This is a genomic window from Dickeya dadantii NCPPB 898 (assembly GCF_000406145.1).
In the GTDB taxonomy this organism is placed as follows: Bacteria; Pseudomonadota; Gammaproteobacteria; order Enterobacterales; family Enterobacteriaceae; genus Dickeya; species Dickeya dadantii.
Window position 1 is genome coordinate 4,248,403 of record NZ_CM001976.1, and the last position, 16,615, is coordinate 4,265,017.

Consider the following 16,615-nt stretch of genomic DNA (forward strand, 5'->3'; position numbering starts at 1 on the left):
TAAGTAACTGGAGGCATGCAGTGCAAACCTTTAATGCCGATTTGGCCATTATCGGGGCCGGGGGAGCAGGTTTACGGGCCGCGATTGCTGCGGCACAAGCAAATCCCCAACTCAAGATTGCGCTGATTTCCAAAGTCTACCCGATGCGCAGCCACACCGTGGCCGCAGAGGGGGGATCGGCGGCGGTCACACAAGATCACGATAGCTTCGACTTCCACTTTCACGACACCGTGGCCGGAGGCGACTGGCTGTGTGAACAGGACGTGGTGGACCACTTCGTGCAACAGTGCCCGCGCGAAATGACCCAGCTTGAACAGTGGGGCTGTCCGTGGAGCCGCAAGCCGGACGGCTCGGTCAACGTGCGCCGTTTCGGCGGGATGAAGATCGAACGCACCTGGTTCGCCGCGGATAAAACCGGCTTCCACATGCTGCACACCCTGTTCCAGACCTCGCTGAAATACCCGCAGATTCAGCGTTTCGACGAGCATTTCGTACTGGATATTCTGGTGGATGACGGGCACGCCCGCGGGGTCGTCGCCATCAACATGATGGAAGGGTCGCTGATTCAGATTCGCGCCAACGCCATCGTGATGGCTACCGGCGGCGCCGGTCGCGTCTATCGCTACAACACCAACGGCGGCATCGTTACCGGCGACGGCATGGGCATGGCCTTCCGCCACGGCGTACCGCTGCGCGACATGGAATTCGTACAGTACCACCCTACCGGCCTGCCGGGTTCCGGTATTCTGATGACCGAAGGCTGCCGCGGTGAAGGCGGTATCATGGTCAACAAAGACGGCTACCGCTATCTGCAAGACTACGGCCTCGGGCCGGAAACGCCGCTGGGCGAGCCGAAAAACAAATACATGGAACTGGGGCCGCGCGATAAAGTGTCGCAGGCTTTCTGGCACGAATGGCGCGCCGGGCGCACCGTGCCCACCCCGCTGGGCGACGTGGTCTACCTCGACCTACGCCATCTGGGCGAGAAGAAACTGAAAGAACGTCTGCCGTTCATTTGCGAACTGGCGAAAGCCTACGTCGGCGTCGACCCGGTGAAAGAGCCGATTCCGATTCGCCCCACCGCGCACTACACCATGGGCGGCATCGAAACCGATCAGCAGTGTGAAACCCGTATTCAGGGCCTGTTCGCCGTCGGCGAATGTTCGTCCGTCGGTCTGCACGGCGCCAATCGTCTCGGTTCCAACTCGCTGGCGGAACTGGTGGTGTTCGGCCGCGTCGCCGGTGAAAAAGCAGTGGAACGCTCGCAGTCCGCAGCGCCGGCCAACGCCAGCGCGCTGGATGCGCAGGCCAATGACGTGGAGCAGCGCCTGCACGCATTGATGAAGCAGGAAGGCACCGAAAGCTGGGCCAAAATCCGCGACGAAATGGGGCTGTCAATGGAAGAAGGCTGCGGTATTTACCGCACCACCGACCTGATGCAGAAAACCGTCGACAAACTGGCGGAACTGAAAGAGCGCTTCAAGCGCGTGAAGATCACCGACCGCTCCAGCGTGTTCAACACCGATCTGCTCTACACCATCGAACTGGGCCACAGTCTGGACGTTGCCGAGTGTATGGCGCATTCCGCCATCAACCGCAAAGAGTCACGCGGTGCGCATCAGCGTCTGGACGAAGGCTGCACCGAGCGTGACGACGTCAACTTCCTGAAGCACACGCTGGCGTTTTATAACCCGGAAGGCGCGCCTCGCCTGGAATACAGCGATGTGAAGATCACCAAGCTGCCGCCGGCGAAACGCGTTTACGGCGCCGAAGCGGAAGCTCAGGAGAAAAACAAGAAGGAGCAAGCGAATGGCTGATATGCAAACCCTGAAAATGGAAGTCATGCGCTATAACCCGGAGCAGGATAACGCCCCGCACTTCGAAACCTACGACGTGCCGTATACCCGCGAAACCTCGCTGCTCGATGCGCTGGGCTACATCAAGGACAACCTGGCGCCGGACCTGTCTTACCGCTGGTCCTGCCGCATGGCGATTTGCGGCTCCTGCGGCATGATGGTCAACAACGTGCCGAAGCTGGCCTGTAAAACCTTCCTGCGCGACTACACGGCCGGCATGAAGATCGAAGCGCTGGGTAACTTCCCGATCGAACGCGATCTGGTGGTGGACATGACCCACTTCATCGAAAGTCTGGAAGCCATCAAGCCGTACATCATCGGCAACAACCGCACGCCGGATCAGGGCCCGAACAAACAGACGCCGGCTCAGATGGCGAAATACCATCAGTTCTCAGGCTGCATCAACTGCGGGCTGTGCTACGCCGCCTGCCCGCAGTTCGGCCTGAACCCGGAGTTCATCGGTCCCGCCGCCATCACGCTGGCGCACCGTTACAACCTGGACAACCGCGACCACGGCAAGAAAGAGCGTATGGCGCAGTTGAACAGCGACAACGGCGTCTGGTCCTGTACTTTCGTGGGTTACTGCTCCGAAGTGTGTCCGAAGCACGTCGATCCGGCGGCGGCTATCCAGCAGGGTAAGGTGGAAAGCGCCAAAGACTTCATGATCGCCATGCTGAGACCACAATAAGGGAGGCAACAAATGATCACCAAACGTAAAGCGTATGTCCGTGGCATGACGCCCACCTGGTGGCAGAAGCTCGGTTTCTACCGTTTCTATATGCTGCGCGAAGGCACTGCGGTGCCCGCCGTCTGGTTCAGCATCGTGCTGCTGCATGGCGTGTTTTCGCTCAAAGCCGGCCCGGAAGGCTGGAGCCAGTTTGTCGGCTTCCTGCAAAACCCGCTGGTACTGTTGCTCAACATCATCGCCTTGCTGGCGGCGGTGTTGCACACCAAGACCTGGTTCGATTTGGCGCCGAAGGCCGCCATCATCATCGTAAAAGATGAAAAAATGGGGCCGGAGCCGATCGTTAAAGGACTGTGGGCGGCCGCTGTGGTCATCACGCTGGCGGTGCTGGCCATCGCCTTGCTGTTCTGAACAGGAGGAATCTCGTGATTAATCAACAACCCAAACGTTCCGATGAACCACCGTTCTGGGGCCTGTTCGGCGCCGGCGGCATGTGGTGCGCCATGTTCGCGCCGGTTATCATCCTGCTGGTGGGCGTGCTGCTGCCGCTCGGTCTGTTCCCGCAGGCGCTGACCTACGATCGCATCGCCGCGTTCAGTCATAGCCTGATTGGCCGCGTGTTTCTGCTGCTGATGATCGTGCTGCCGCTGTGGCTCGGCCTGCACCGCATCCACCACGCCATGCACGACCTGAAAATCCATGTGCCGGCCGGTAAATGGGTGTTCTACGGTCTGGCGGCGATCCTGTCGGTGGTGACCGTCATCGGCGTCGTGACGCTGTAAGGCGCTACCCACGTCTGCACCAACGGCCTGCCTGCGCAGGCCGTTATGCTTTGGGCCAGCCCCACGTCAGGCTTTATCCCTCAGCTTTTCATTGCATCTTCGCCTAGCCCTTTCTACCTTTAAAGTCGTGTTCGGACTGAAAAGGGATCACCCGCCATGACATACTGGCGCGTCATATTCACCACCGCCGTTGCGCTGTTTTCCGTTGCCTGCAGCACCACGCCGCCGCGGGGCGTTCAGGTCGTGGACAACTTCGAACTCTCCCGCTATATGGGAACCTGGTATGAAATCGCCCGACTGGACAACCGTTTCGAGCGCGGTCTGGAGCAGGTCACCGCCACCTACAGCCCGCGGGAGGACGGCGGCATCACCGTGGTTAACCGCGGTTTCGACCCGGTTAAGCGGGTCTGGCGCGAAAGTATCGGCAAGGGCTACTTCACCGGCTCGCCGCAACGTGCCGCACTGAAAGTGTCGTTCTTCGGGCCGTTTTATGGCGGTTATAACGTAATTGCGCTGGACAGCGATTATCGTTACGCGCTGGTGTGCGGGCCAAACCGAGATTATCTCTGGATTCTGTCCCGCACGCCTGAAATCAATCATCTCGTCAGGCAGGCGCTGCTGGCGACCGCCCAACGCAATGGTTTTCAGACGGACAACTTAATCTGGGCTCGCCCTTAATCTGGGTGAATCCGTTCGCCGGTTTAGGGAAATAATCTGGTTAGTCAAAACAGCTCAGGAAATAAATAAAACAGCGTTTCGATATTATTGTTTCCTGCAACAGCAAACCGGTTCACCCGGTTTATTTTCAGCCGTGTGAACCGGCGGTTTTTATGAAATATCGTTACGCGATGGGTCAACCCATAATTTTGTCGCGGAACATAAAGAATACCGCGCCCAGCAGACACAAACCGGCCCAAATATAGTCGGTGCGGAATGGTTCTTTGAGAATAATCATCGAGAAAGGAATAAACACCGACAGGCTGATCACTTCCTGCAAAATTTTCAGTTGCCCGGCCGACGCTACCTGATAACCGATACGGTTGGCCGGCACCTGCAACAGGTATTCAAACAGCGCGATCCCCCAGCTGACCAACGCCGCCACCATCCAGGTTCGGCCGCTGAAATAGCGAAGATGCCCATACCAGGCAAAGGTCATGAATACATTACTGAGGGTCAGCATGAAAACGGTAATAATCAGTGGGGACATAGCGATCTCCTTAACCAAGACGCGGCATTATTACGTCAGGCGGGAGAAAATACCATCAGGCAACGCTCAGCTTGTGTGAGAGAATTTTTCAGGCGGGATATCAAGGGCATTGCAACGCGTAAACCGCCCGACGGGCAGTTTACGCGCCGGGAAGATTACTTCACGCGGGAGACGTATTCGCCGGAGCGGGTGTCAACCTTAATCACTTCGCCGATCTGGACGAACAGCGGCACTTTTACCACCGCGCCGGTAGACAGCGTGGCCGGCTTGCCGCCAGTACCAGCGGTGTCGCCTTTCAGGCCCGGATCGGTTTCGGTGATTTCAGCTTCGATAAAGTTCGGCGGCTGAACGGCGATCGGTCGACCGTCCCACAGGGTAACGATACATTCGGCGTTATCCTGCAACCATTTAGCGGAATCACTCACGGTTTTCGCTTCAACCTGATGCTGCTCAAAGGTTTCAGGGTGCATGAAATGGAAGAACTCACCGTCGTTATACAGGTAGGTCATGTTGGTATCCACCACGTCGGCACCTTCCGCCGAGTCGGTAGACTTGAAGGTTTTCTCAACGCGGGTGCCCGTCAACAGACGACGCATTTTGACGCGAGCAAAAGCCTGGCCTTTACCCGGTTTCACAAATTCACTGGATTCGATGGCATACGGCTCGCCCTCGAACATGATTTTAAGACCGGAGCGGAAATCGTTGCTAAAATAAGTCGCCATAATGGCCCTCTACATTAATACTGGTACTTAGCCAAAAAAATGGCACACATTGTAACCCTAAATATACCTTCCCGAGAAGATTGGTTGCAGCAACTCACCGACGTTATTACCGATCCTGATGAATTGCTGCGACTTCTGGCGCTGGATACCCATCCGCAACTGAGCGCCGGGCGCGATGCCCGCAAACTGTTTCCGCTGCGGGTGCCGCGCGCGTTTGCCGCGCGTATGCGCCCCGGCGACGCCCGCGATCCGCTGCTGTTGCAGGTGCTGACCGCGCAGGACGAGTTCATCGTCACCCCCGGCTTCAGCCACGATCCGCTGGACGAACAGCACAGCGTGGTGCCCGGACTGCTGCACAAATACCACAATCGCGCACTGCTGCTGGTGAAGGGCGGGTGCGCGGTCAACTGCCGTTACTGTTTCCGCCGCCATTTTCCTTATCAGGATAACCAGGGCAACAAGGCCAACTGGCGTCAGGCGCTGGATTACATTCGCCAGCAGCCGCAACTGGACGAAATCATCTTTTCCGGCGGCGATCCGCTGATGGCCAAGGATCATGAGCTGGACTGGCTGCTGAACGAACTGGAACAGATTCCCCACCTGAAGCGGCTGCGCATCCACACCCGCCTGCCGGTGGTGATTCCGGCGCGCATCACCGCTGAACTCTGCCAGCGGCTGGCGCAATCGTCGCTGCGCGTGGTGCTGGTGACCCATATCAACCATGCCAACGAAATCGACGCCGAATTCACCGACAGTATGGCACGTTTGCGCCGCGCAGGCGTGACGCTGCTCAATCAAAGCGTATTGCTGCGGGGCGTCAACGATAACGCCGATACGCTGGCGGCGCTCAGCAACGCGTTGTTCGACGCCGGCATTCTACCCTATTACCTGCATGTGCTGGACAAGGTACAGGGCGCGGCGCACTTTCTGGTGCCGGACGACGAAGCGCGAGCGCTGATCAGGGAATTGATGACGCAGGTATCAGGCTATCTGGTGCCAAGCCTGACAAGGGAAATCGGCGGCGAAGCCAGCAAGACGCTGCTGGATATCGGAATGCCGCAACGGCAGGAAAATCAGAACTGAGGCGCCGCCAGCGTCACGCGACGCTGGCGGTCTTCGACATCAGGGGCACTTGTAAACCTGACCCTGCATCTTGCTGTCCAGCGGCGCGAAGCTGGACAGGAACGTCTGGCTCGGCGTGGTCGCACCATAAATCACGTTGCCGCCCATCGCCGCCGCTTTATTGCGCAGGTCGTTCGCCGCACCACGCATTGAACTGCCTTCGTTGCCGCCGCCCGACAGCCAGTTGGACTGCGTGCCGGTGATGTTGCCCAACAGCTGGCATTGCGCCGCCGGTTTACTGTCAGTAAAACGCACCGCCTGACCGGCAGCACTGAGTTCGTTGCTGGTGCTGCATCCCGCCAGCAAGGCGACGGCAGCCAATCCCATCAGAATACGAGTCCGCATGCTTCTCTCCGTGATAGTCGATACACTGGCCGAAGCCGGGCTACCCCGACCCGACAATCGAAAACTTATGCCAAAACAGGCCCATGTTACCACCATCGGGGTTGCAATTACCGGATAAACGACAACAATTTCTGTTGCCATGACGCTCTCTAACCATGACGATGATCACGCCCGGTTTCACATCGGCGGGCGCAGGATTGTCGTGCTCGACCTCGGGGCAGTCGTTGCGACCGAAGCATTTTCCCTTCACCAACAGGATATATCTCATGCAAAGGACGTATCAGCTATTTCGCCGGATATCGCTTGCCGCCTGTCTGATGACCGCCACAATCAGCCAGGTCGGCGCCCATACCGTTTCACCGGTTACCGCTAATGCGATGGCCACTACCCGCGCTATCTACAACTGGATGGCGCACCTGCCGAATCGCAGCGACTCTCGCCTGCTCTCCGGCGCGTTTGGCGGTTACGCCAATATCGGCGGCGATGACGCCTTCTCGCTGACCGAAGCGGAGAACATCGCCGCCCGCACCGGCCAGTATCCGGCCATCTACGCCTGCGACTACGCGCGCGGCTGGGACAGAACCTCGGCGGGTAACGAGGCGGACCTGGTGGATTACAGTTGTAACAGCACGCTGATCGACTACTGGAAAAAAGGCGGTCTGGTGCAAATCAGCCATCATCTGCCCAACCCGGTCTTTGCCGGCAATGACCCCGGCACCGGCGAAGGCGGGCTGAAAAAAGCGGTCAGCAACGAGCAACTGGCTGCCGTGCTACAGTCAGGAACGCCGGAGCGTACCCGCTGGCTGGCTATTCTGGACAAGGTCGCGGCCGGGCTGGCACAGTTGCAACAGCAGGGCGTGGTGGTGCTGTACCGTCCGCTGCACGAAATGAACGGCGAATGGTTCTGGTGGGGCGCCACCGGCTACAACACCCATGACACCACGCGGATGAGCCTGTATATCCGCCTGTACCGCGACATCTATACCTATTTCACCCAGACTAAAGGGTTGAACAACCTGCTGTGGGTGTACGCGCCGGACGCCAACCGTCAGGACAAGACCGGCTTCTACCCCGGTGACGCTTATGTGGATATCGCCGGGCTGGACATGTATCTGGACAATCCGGCCAATCTCAGCGGTTACGACGAGATGCTGCGGTTGAACAAGCCATTCGCCTTAACCGAGGTCGGCCCGTCCACCACCAACCAGCAGTTTGATTACGCCCGTCTGGTCAGCATCATCAAAAGCAATTTCCCCAAAACCGTCTATTTCCTGCCCTGGAATAACGTATGGGGCCCGGTGAAAAATCTGAATGCTTCCGCCGCCTACAACGACAGCAGCGTCGTTAATCGGGGCGGTATCTGGAACGGCAGCCAGTTGACGCCGATTGTCGAAGCCAACTGATGCTATAAAAGCTGATGTTATAACAATTAATGTTATACAAACCAATGCCATAAACAACAGGCCCCGAAATCGGGGCCTGTTGCTATTCGCGGATACGCCGTAACTACGCGCGCCACTGCTTGAAGCGGTTGATCAGCCCGTTGGTGGAGCTGTCGTGACTGCTGACGGCGCTGTCATCCTGCAGTTCCGGCAGGATGCGGTTAGCCAGCTGTTTGCCCAGCTCCACGCCCCACTGGTCGAAGGTGAAGATGTTCAGGATCGCGCCCTGGGTGAAGATCTTATGCTCATAAAGCGCGATCAGCGCTCCCAGGCTGTACGGAGTGATTTCCCGCAGCAGGATCGAGTTGGTCGGGCGGTTGCCTTCGAATACTTTGAACGGCGCCACGTGCTCGACGTCTTTGGCTGATTTACCGGCCGCCGCGAACTCCGCTTCCACCACCTCGCGGGATTTGCCGAACGCCAGTGCCTCGGTCTGGGCGAAGAAGTTCGACAACAATTTGCTGTGATGGTCGCTCAGTGCGTTGTGGGTGAGCGCCGGCGCGATGAAGTCGCACGGCACCAGCTTGGTGCCCTGATGGATCAGCTGATAGAACGCGTGCTGGCCGTTGGTGCCCGGCTCGCCCCAGATAATCGGGCCGGTCTGGTAATCCACCGGATTGCCGTTGCGGTCAACGTACTTACCGTTGGACTCCATGTTGCCCTGCTGGAAGTAGGCCGCGAAACGGTGCATGTACTGATCGTACGGCAGAATCGCTTCAGTTTCCGCGCCAAAAAAGTTGTTGTACCAGATGCCGATCAGCGCCAGCAGCACCGGCAGGTTTTTCTCGGCCGGGGTGGTGGCGAAATGCTGGTCCATGGCGTGAGCGCCGCTCAGCAGTTGTTCGAAGTTATCGAACCCGACAGACAGCACAATCGACAGGCCGATGGCGGACCACAGCGAGTAACGGCCGCCGACCCAGTCCCAGAATTCGAACATGTTGTCGGTGTCGATGCCGAACTCGCCGACGGCTTTGGCGTTGGTAGACAGCGCCGCGAAGTGTTTGGCGACGTGTTTTTCATCGCCGGCCGTCTTCAGGAACCAGTCGCGCGCACTATGGGCGTTGGTCATGGTTTCCTGCGTGGTGAACGTCTTGGAGGCCACCAGGAACAGGGTGGTTTCCGGGTTGACGCGTTTGAGGGTTTCGGCGATGTGGGTGCCGTCGACGTTGGAAACGAAGTGCATATTGAGGTGATTTTTATACGGGCGCAGCGCCTCGGTCACCATGAACGGCCCCAGGTCGGACCCGCCGATACCGATGTTTACCACGTCGGTGATCGCCTTGCCGGTGTAGCCTTTCCACTCGCCGCCAATCACGCGCTCGCTGAACTGCTTCATCTTTTGCAGCACTGCGTTCACTTCCGGCATCACATCTTTGCCGTCGACCACGATCGGCGTGTTGCTGCGGTTGCGCAACGCGACATGCAGCACGGCGCGATCTTCGGTACGGTTGATCTTCTCGCCGGAAAACATCGACTTGATGGCAGCGGACAGATCGGTTTCACGCGCCAGCGCCTGCAGTTTTTCCAGCGTGTCGGCGGTGATGCGGTTCTTGGAATAATCCACCAGCATCAGGTCGCCGAACGTGGCGGAAAAGTGAGAGAAACGCTCGGGATCCTGCGCGAACAGATCGCTGATCTGCACCTCTTTCATCGCGGCAAAATGCTGCTGCAATGCCTGCCAGGCGGCAGTCTGCGTCGGGTTGATATTTTTCATCACACTACTCTTCGGTTTGAGAACAAGTCGGTTTGAGAACAAATAGGTTTGAGAACAAGTCGGTCGCCGGGCGGGAAATCCTGCCCGCTTTTTCCCGATTGTATCCCTTAACGTCGTGCGGGGAAGCCCTTTTCTTGCGAAATGGCGCGCCCCTGACCAATGTTGATCAACAGCAATGTTGATTGACAGCAATGTTGATTGACAGCCGCCGCGTTACCCGCTATTTGTAAAAGCCTACTTGCGCACCCGTTGCGCAAGCCAGAAGAGGAGCGCCGCCCAGGCAAGGTATCGGAGGAACCGTATCCGATGAGGATACCAGAGGGGGAGCGGCGCCGAGACAGACGTAACCTACGGTGTTTACGCTGCCGACCGCAGGGGCTGAATCCCCTGGGTTGTCACCCGCATCGCTCCGCAAGGCGGAACGATCAGCAAGGTGGAGCGCTTCTGGGTGTGCCGTAGCCAGTAACCTACGCTTGCCCCCTGCTTACCGCTCTTCCCTTGTGCCAAGGCTTAACGATGGAATGCTGTTGTCGACGACGACAATGACGCCCCTGACACGAGGTTTTTGAATGTCTGCTAACACTGATAACTCACTGATTATCGCCAAATTCGGCGGCACCAGCGTCGCTGATTTCGACGCCATGAACCGCAGCGCCGACATCGTGCTGTCCGACGCGCAGGTACGGGTGGTGGTGCTGTCCGCCTCCGCCGGCGTGACCAACCTGCTGGTGGCGCTGGCGGAAGGTTTACCGCCGGCTGAACGCACCGCGCAACTGGAAAAACTGCGCCAGATTCAATACGCCATCATCGACCGCCTCAACCAGCCGGCCGTCATCCGTGAAGAAGTCGACCGCATGCTGGACAACGTGGCCCGCCTGTCGGAAGCGGCGGCGCTGGCGACTTCCAGCGCCCTGACCGACGAACTGGTCAGCCACGGCGAGCTGATATCCACCCTGCTGTTTGTGGAAATTCTGCGCGAGCGCAACGTCGCCGCCGAATGGTTCGACGTGCGTAAAATCATGCGTACCAACGATCGCTTCGGCCGCGCCGAGCCGGACTGCGACGCGCTGGGCGAACTGACCCGCAGCCAGCTGACGCCGCGTCTGGCGCAGGGGCTGATCATCACCCAGGGCTTCATCGGCAGCGAAGCCAAAGGCCGCACCACCACGCTGGGCCGCGGCGGCAGCGATTACACCGCCGCCCTGCTGGGCGAAGCGCTGCACGCCAACCGTATCGACATCTGGACCGACGTGCCCGGCATCTACACCACCGACCCGCGCGTGGTGCCGTCCGCTCACCGCATCGACCAGATTACCTTTGAAGAAGCGGCCGAAATGGCCACCTTCGGCGCCAAGGTGCTGCACCCGGCCACGCTGCTGCCTGCTGTACGCAGCGACATTCCGGTATTCGTCGGCTCCAGCAAAGACCCGGCGGCCGGCGGCACGCTGGTGTGCAACAACACCGAAAACCCGCCGCTGTTCCGCGCGCTGGCGCTGCGCCGCAAGCAGACGCTGCTGACCCTGCATAGCCTTAACATGCTGCACGCGCGCGGCTTTCTGGCGGAAGTGTTCAGTATTCTGGCTCGCCACAACATCTCGGTGGATTTGATCACCACCTCCGAGGTGAACGTGGCGCTGACGCTGGACACCACCGGCTCGACCTCGACCGGCGACAGCCTGCTGTCCAGCGCGCTGCTGACCGAACTGTCCTCGCTGTGTCGGGTGGAAGTGGAAGAGAACATGTCGCTGGTGGCGCTGATCGGCAACCAGCTGTCGCAGGCCTGCGGCGTCGGCAAAGAGGTGTTCGGGGTGCTGGAGCCGTTCAACATCCGCCTCATCTGCTACGGCGCCAGCAGCCACAACCTGTGCTTCCTGGTGCCGTCCAGCGATGCCGAGCAGGTGGTACAGACGCTGCATCACAATCTGTTTGAATAATGTGGTTTGAATAACGCGGTTTAAATAACACGATGCAATGGCCGGGATAAAACCGGCTACGAGCCATAAAGGCAGACAGATCCGAAACCCAATGCGGGTTTCGGATTTTTTTATGCCTGCGGTCCGCCACCGCCTCCATGATCCCAACCAATAAAAAAGGATAAACGACAGAGCCTGCCGCAGCGGAAAACACGATGTTTAACCATCAAGGTGGGAGGAAAAAGGGAACGCGGTGAACACATGGCAAATCCTCGTGAAATTGTAGAGCTTAGTCATCACATACGAAAAATCGCCAATAACAAGATTGCCGATATCGACCACATCAACCGGGAAACCACGTTTCTCGCCCTGAATGCTCTGATTGAGGCGGCACGCGCCGGAGAGGCGGGAAGAGGATTTGCGGTGGTCGCCGCTCAGGTTAAACACGTGGCGTCGCTGATTAACCAAATCACCGCCGACCTTAATCAGGAACTGGCAGGCTCGCTGTCAAAGCTGACTGAGCTGGGCGACAGCATGATTTCCCGGCTACACGAGCATGAAAGCGGGCGCCATGTCGATCAGGCATTGAATATGATCGACATTATCGATCGCAACCTGTACGAGCGCTCCTGCGACGTGCGCTGGTGGGCGACGGACACCGCGGTGGTCGCCTGCGCCGCCCATCCGGGTCACGCCGAGCGGCAATACGCCTCGCACCGGCTGTCGGTCATTCTGGCGAGCTATACCGTGTATCTGGATTTGTGGGTAACCGACCTGAACGGTACGGTGCTGGCGAACGGACGCGGGCAGGATTACGACGTCACCGGCCGCAACGTCTCCGACCTTGCCATTTTCCGGCGGGCGAAAGCGACGAAAAACGGCACCGACTATGTGGCGGCGGATATCCAGAAAATCGCGCTGTTGCGTAATGCGGCGGTCGCTACCTACGCCACGGCGATTCGTGAAAACGGCGATGAACATGGCCGCCCGGTCGGCGTACTGCTGATTTTCTTCGACTGGGCGCCGCAGGCCACGACGGTGGTTCGAAATGTGCGCCTGACGGACGAGGAGTGGCGGCATACGCGCTGCCTGATTGTGGATTCAGCGTCGCGCGTCATCGCCAGTTCCGATGACGCGACGCCACTGGGCGAGCACTTTCCGTTACGCACGGAAGGAAAAGCGTCCGGGTACTATCAAACCGACGGCAGAACCCTGTCTTTCGCGCTGACGCCAGGCTATGAAAGCTACCGGGGCCTGGGCTGGTACGGCGTGATCGAACAGCGAACGAACACGCCGACATAAAACGTCGGGCGACGGCAAACACATCGTCGTCGCCCGCCTCTTAGCATGGCTTACATGGAGACGGAGGACTCTTCCCGCCCTTCGTCCTCTTCTTCCATCATCATCAGCACGTTGTAAGCCACCGCGCAAAACAGCGAGTTCAGCCGGTTCATGTCGCCCAGCAGTCCGAGGTGCAGCGAACTGGTTTCCAGGCTCTGCACGTTTTGCTGGTGCAGCCTGTCGACATGCGCGTGGGAATAACGCCGGTTCAGAATGCGGAAACGATGCTTGGCGCGGCGCAACCGTCTGGCGCTGGTCACGTCCGACGACAGGAACACCGACATTCCCAGCCGCAGGTTGCTCATCAGTTGCTCGTACAGGGTATTGAGTTCGTCCTGCCCGGCGGTCGAAAAACCGCGCAGCCCATCCGGCGCATGCGCGTCGAGATCGCAGACCACCCGCTCGATGATATCGCCGGCCTGTTCCAGATTGAGCGCCATTTCAATCACTTCCGCCCAGCGCCGTGAATCGCGCTCGTGCAGCCCGGCCTTTTCAATCTGCGCCAGATAGAGCTTGATGGCGTTGTAGAGCACGTCCACGTCGTCATCCAGCTTACGGATTTCGCGCACCTGCTGGTGCTCGCCCCGCAGCGTGTTTTGAAACATTTTCAGCATCTGTTCGATCACATCGCCGATGCGCAGCGTCTCCCGCGCCGCGTTAGCCAGCGCCAGCGTCGGCGTATCGAGCGCGCTGACATCCAGATGACGAGGGCGCAATCGCGGGTCGAGCTCCGGCTCAACCCGCACCAGATTGCCGCACAGCTCCGCCATACGCTCGGCAAACGGCAACAGCAGCAGGCAGCGCACCAGGTTGTAAAACAGGTGGAAGTAAATCACCCGTTCTTCATCCGGCAACGGCACCGCTTCCATTCCGTCCGCCAGATAACCGATGGCCGGCAACGCCGGCAGACAACCAATCAGTTTGAAGAACATGCTCCCCAGCGCCACCTGCCGCGCCGCCGCGCCCTGTGTGCTGGCGTTCGCCAGCGCCAGAATGCCGCTGCCCAGATTAGCGCCGATCACCAGACACAACGCCACATCCAGAGAGATCACATGGCTGGCGGTCAGGGTGGCGGTCAGCAGCACCGCCGCCAGGCTGGAATAACTCACAATGGCGAACACCGCGCCAACCAACGCATCCAGCATCACATCGCCCGTCAGCGAGGAAAACAGCACCTTAACCCCGGCGGTCTGGGTGATCGGCGTCGCCGAATCCACAATCAACTCCAGCGCCAGCAGAATCAGCCCCAACCCGATGGCAATCCGCCCCAGCTGTCCGGCGCGGGTCTGCTTGCAACTGAGGAAAAAGATAACCCCGAGGAAAATCAGCAAGGGCGACAGCCAGGAGAGATCAAACGTCAGCACGCGCACCATCAGCGCGGTGCCGACATCCGCACCCAGAATAATCACCAGCGCCGGCGCCAGCGCAATCAACCCCTGCGAGACAAAGGAGATCGCGAGCAGCGCGGTGGCGTTGCTGCTCTGCACCAGCGCAGTCACGCCGATGCCGGCGAGAAAGGCCAGCGGCTTACGGCTCACGCTATCGCTGATCGTTCGCCGCAGACGGGCGCCGTACACCCGCATAATCCCGGTACGAACAATATGCGTACCCCAGACCAGCAACGCGATGGCAGACAATAAATGCAGCAGCGTCAACACGGAACTGAGCCTCCCTCAGTCAAAATGGTTAGAGAAAAATAGCTATAGAAAAATAGTTATGGAAAAAATGGCATTCCCGCGCACAAACCCGGTGTACGTCTCACTTGCGCCCGGTTTTAAGTCTGACATCTTACTGACATCTTATCTGTTCTTGAGTGGGTCAGCGGGTGTAAATAAGGGTAATTTTTTTAAAATCACGGCCTAAATCAATAACCGAGCGTATTTCCCCCACTCGGTACGTTTCTGGCGTTATGCTTCGTCCATCAGCCGTTTCGCCCGACATTGGCGACGGCATCCTCTTCAGACCTGAGTCAAGGATATACGGATGAAGACCAAAACCGCATATGGCCTGAACTGGCTGGCGCTGCTCATCATTGTGATTGTGACCGCCTTTTTCTGGCAACTGACGCCGCCAACCGGGCTAAAACCCGCCGCCTGGCACTCCGCCGTACTGTTTGTCGCCACCATCATCAGCATCGTGGCGAACGTGTTGCCGATCGGCGCCATCGGTATCATCAGTATTACGCTGTTCGCCCTCACCTACGCCGCCGGCGACACCAGCGCCAGCGCCTCCATTCAGACCGCGTTGAGCGACCTTAACAGCTCGCTGATCTGGCTGATTGTAGTGGCGTTCATGATCGCCCGCGGTTTTATCAAAACCGGCTTGGGCCGTCGCATCGCCTTACAAATGATCCGCCTGTTGGGCAAACGCACGTTAGGGCTGGCTTACGGTCTGGCGTTCGCCGATCTGGTGCTATCGCCCGCCATGCCCAGCAACACCGCCCGCTGCGGCGGGGTGATTTACCCGATTGCCGATTCGCTGGCGCGCAGTTTTGACTCCAAACCGGAAGACGCCTCCCGCAGCAAAATCGGTACCTTTCTGGTGACCTGTATCGGCAACGTCAACGACGTCACCGCCGCGCTGTTCATGACCGGTTACACCGGTAACCTGCTGGCGGTGAAACTGGCGGCCAACGCCGGCATCACCATCACCTGGGGCAGTTGGTTCATCGCCGCCGTGGTGCCCTGCGTGATTTCTCTGCTGCTGGTGCCGCTGTGCGTCTACATGCTGGCGAAACCGGAAATTCGCCATACGCCGGACGCACCGAAACTGGCGGTTGCCGAACTGGAAAAAATGGGAAGCATGTCGCGCGGCGAGTGGCTGATGGCCGCCACCGTGGTGATTCTGCTGGTGCTGTGGATTTTCGGCGATCTGCTGGGCGTCGACGCCACCACCGCCTCGTTTGTCGGCCTCTCCTTCCTGCTGCTGACCGGCGTATTAAGCTGGGAAGATATCAAGAGCGAGAAAGGCGCATGGGATACGCTAATCTGGTTCGCCGCATTGCTGATGATGGCTAACCAGTTGAAGAAACTGGGCTTCACTACCTGGTTTGGCGACCTGATCGGCAACAGCATCGGTCACCTGATGCAGGACACCAGCTGGGTGCTGGTGCTGCTATTGCTTAACGCCGCCTACTTCTACACCCACTACTTTTTCGCCAGCGGCAACGCCCAGATCGCGGCGCTGTACGCGGTGTTCCTCGGCGTGGGCATTAACCTGCACATCCCGGCGGCGCCGATGGCGCTGATGCTGGCGTTCACCAGCAGCCTGTACTGCTCGCTGACCCAGTACACCCACGCCCGCGGCCCGATTCTGTTCGGCGCCGGCTACGTACCCACCGCCGTCTGGTGGCGCACCGGCTTTGTCATCAGCCTGATCAATCAGGCGATCTTTATGTCCGCCGGTCTGTTGTGGTGGAAGGTGATCGGGCTTTACTGAGCCTATTCGGCATCGAAAAAACACAGGCCGGGATAACCCGGCCTGTGT

At 58.9% G+C, this 16,615-nt stretch carries 15 protein-coding genes and 1 riboswitch; of the genes, 10 read left to right on the forward strand and 5 right to left on the reverse strand.

The window, feature by feature from the left end:
* Window positions 1-20 precede the first annotated feature (20 nt).
* From frdA to blc, 5 genes are all read left to right on the forward strand, one after another.
* Window positions 21-1,817, forward strand: coding sequence for a fumarate reductase (quinol) flavoprotein subunit (gene frdA / locus DDA898_RS19025; protein WP_013319654.1), 1,797 nt, complete (start codon window positions 21-23; stop codon window positions 1,815-1,817).
* The gene (locus DDA898_RS19030; RefSeq protein ID WP_038912054.1) at window positions 1,810-2,544 is read left to right on the forward strand and encodes a succinate dehydrogenase/fumarate reductase iron-sulfur subunit; all 735 of its coding nucleotides are present in this window, start codon (window positions 1,810-1,812) and stop codon (window positions 2,542-2,544) included. Before frdA ends, DDA898_RS19030 begins: the two co-directional genes overlap by 8 nt.
* 12 nt (window positions 2,545-2,556) lie before the next feature.
* Window positions 2,557-2,952, forward strand: coding sequence for a fumarate reductase subunit FrdC (frdC, locus tag DDA898_RS19035; protein ID WP_013319656.1), 396 nt, complete (start codon window positions 2,557-2,559; stop codon window positions 2,950-2,952).
* Between the two features lie 14 nt (window positions 2,953-2,966).
* Window positions 2,967-3,323: a fumarate reductase subunit FrdD gene (gene frdD / locus DDA898_RS19040; RefSeq protein WP_013319657.1), complete on the forward strand. Its 357-nt coding sequence runs from the start codon at window positions 2,967-2,969 to the stop codon at window positions 3,321-3,323.
* Between the two features lie 156 nt (window positions 3,324-3,479).
* The gene (blc, locus tag DDA898_RS19045) at window positions 3,480-4,001 is read left to right on the forward strand and encodes an outer membrane lipoprotein Blc (RefSeq protein WP_038912055.1); all 522 of its coding nucleotides are present in this window, start codon (window positions 3,480-3,482) and stop codon (window positions 3,999-4,001) included.
* 175 nt (window positions 4,002-4,176) lie between these two features.
* Here blc and DDA898_RS19050 read toward each other — a convergent pair whose 3' ends face one another.
* Window positions 4,177-4,530, reverse strand: coding sequence for a DMT family protein (locus DDA898_RS19050; protein ID WP_012768150.1), 354 nt, complete (start codon window positions 4,528-4,530; stop codon window positions 4,177-4,179).
* A gap of 155 nt (window positions 4,531-4,685) precedes the next feature.
* Window positions 4,686-5,252: an elongation factor P gene (gene efp, locus DDA898_RS19055; protein ID WP_013319660.1), complete on the reverse strand. Its 567-nt coding sequence runs from the start codon at window positions 5,250-5,252 to the stop codon at window positions 4,686-4,688.
* 39 nt (window positions 5,253-5,291) lie between these two features.
* On the opposite strand from efp, the gene epmB reads away from it, so the two are divergent.
* On the forward strand, window positions 5,292-6,335 hold the full coding sequence (gene epmB / locus DDA898_RS19060; RefSeq protein WP_013319661.1) for an EF-P beta-lysylation protein EpmB: 1,044 nt from the start codon (window positions 5,292-5,294) through the stop codon (window positions 6,333-6,335).
* A gap of 39 nt (window positions 6,336-6,374) precedes the next feature.
* Here the strand turns inward: epmB and DDA898_RS19065 are convergent, their stop codons facing one another.
* Window positions 6,375-6,719 (reverse strand): DUF4156 domain-containing protein, encoded by a 345-nt coding sequence (locus tag DDA898_RS19065; protein WP_038902197.1) that lies wholly within the window; start codon window positions 6,717-6,719, stop codon window positions 6,375-6,377.
* A gap of 266 nt (window positions 6,720-6,985) precedes the next feature.
* Between DDA898_RS19065 and DDA898_RS19070 the strand changes: the two genes are divergently transcribed.
* On the forward strand, window positions 6,986-8,122 hold the full coding sequence (locus DDA898_RS19070) for a glycosyl hydrolase (protein ID WP_038912056.1): 1,137 nt from the start codon (window positions 6,986-6,988) through the stop codon (window positions 8,120-8,122).
* 103 nt (window positions 8,123-8,225) lie between these two features.
* On the opposite strand, the gene pgi is transcribed toward DDA898_RS19070, so the two are convergent.
* Window positions 8,226-9,875, reverse strand: coding sequence for a glucose-6-phosphate isomerase (gene pgi / locus DDA898_RS19075; RefSeq protein ID WP_013319665.1), 1,650 nt, complete (start codon window positions 9,873-9,875; stop codon window positions 8,226-8,228).
* Window positions 9,876-10,129: 254 nt separating this feature from the next.
* A riboswitch (Lysine riboswitch) is annotated at window positions 10,130-10,327 on the forward strand.
* Between the two features lie 117 nt (window positions 10,328-10,444).
* Between pgi and lysC the strand changes: the two genes are divergently transcribed.
* Both lysC and DDA898_RS23830 read left to right on the forward strand, forming a co-directional pair.
* Window positions 10,445-11,809, forward strand: a complete 1,365-nt coding sequence (gene lysC / locus DDA898_RS19080; RefSeq protein ID WP_038912058.1) for a lysine-sensitive aspartokinase 3 — start codon at window positions 10,445-10,447, stop codon at window positions 11,807-11,809.
* Between the two features lie 240 nt (window positions 11,810-12,049).
* Entirely contained in the window at window positions 12,050-13,090 is a 1,041-nt protein-coding gene (locus DDA898_RS23830; protein ID WP_038912059.1) for a methyl-accepting chemotaxis protein, read from the forward strand.
* 50 nt (window positions 13,091-13,140) lie between these two features.
* Here the strand turns inward: DDA898_RS23830 and DDA898_RS19090 are convergent, their stop codons facing one another.
* Window positions 13,141-14,787, reverse strand: coding sequence for a Na/Pi cotransporter family protein (locus tag DDA898_RS19090; protein WP_038912060.1), 1,647 nt, complete (start codon window positions 14,785-14,787; stop codon window positions 13,141-13,143).
* Between the two features lie 325 nt (window positions 14,788-15,112).
* Here DDA898_RS19090 and DDA898_RS19095 point away from each other — a divergent pair, with 325 nt between their 5' ends.
* Complete coding sequence (locus DDA898_RS19095) at window positions 15,113-16,567, forward strand: DASS family sodium-coupled anion symporter (protein WP_013319669.1); 1,455 nt, start codon at window positions 15,113-15,115, stop codon at window positions 16,565-16,567.
* The last annotated feature ends 48 nt before the right edge of the window (window positions 16,568-16,615 follow it).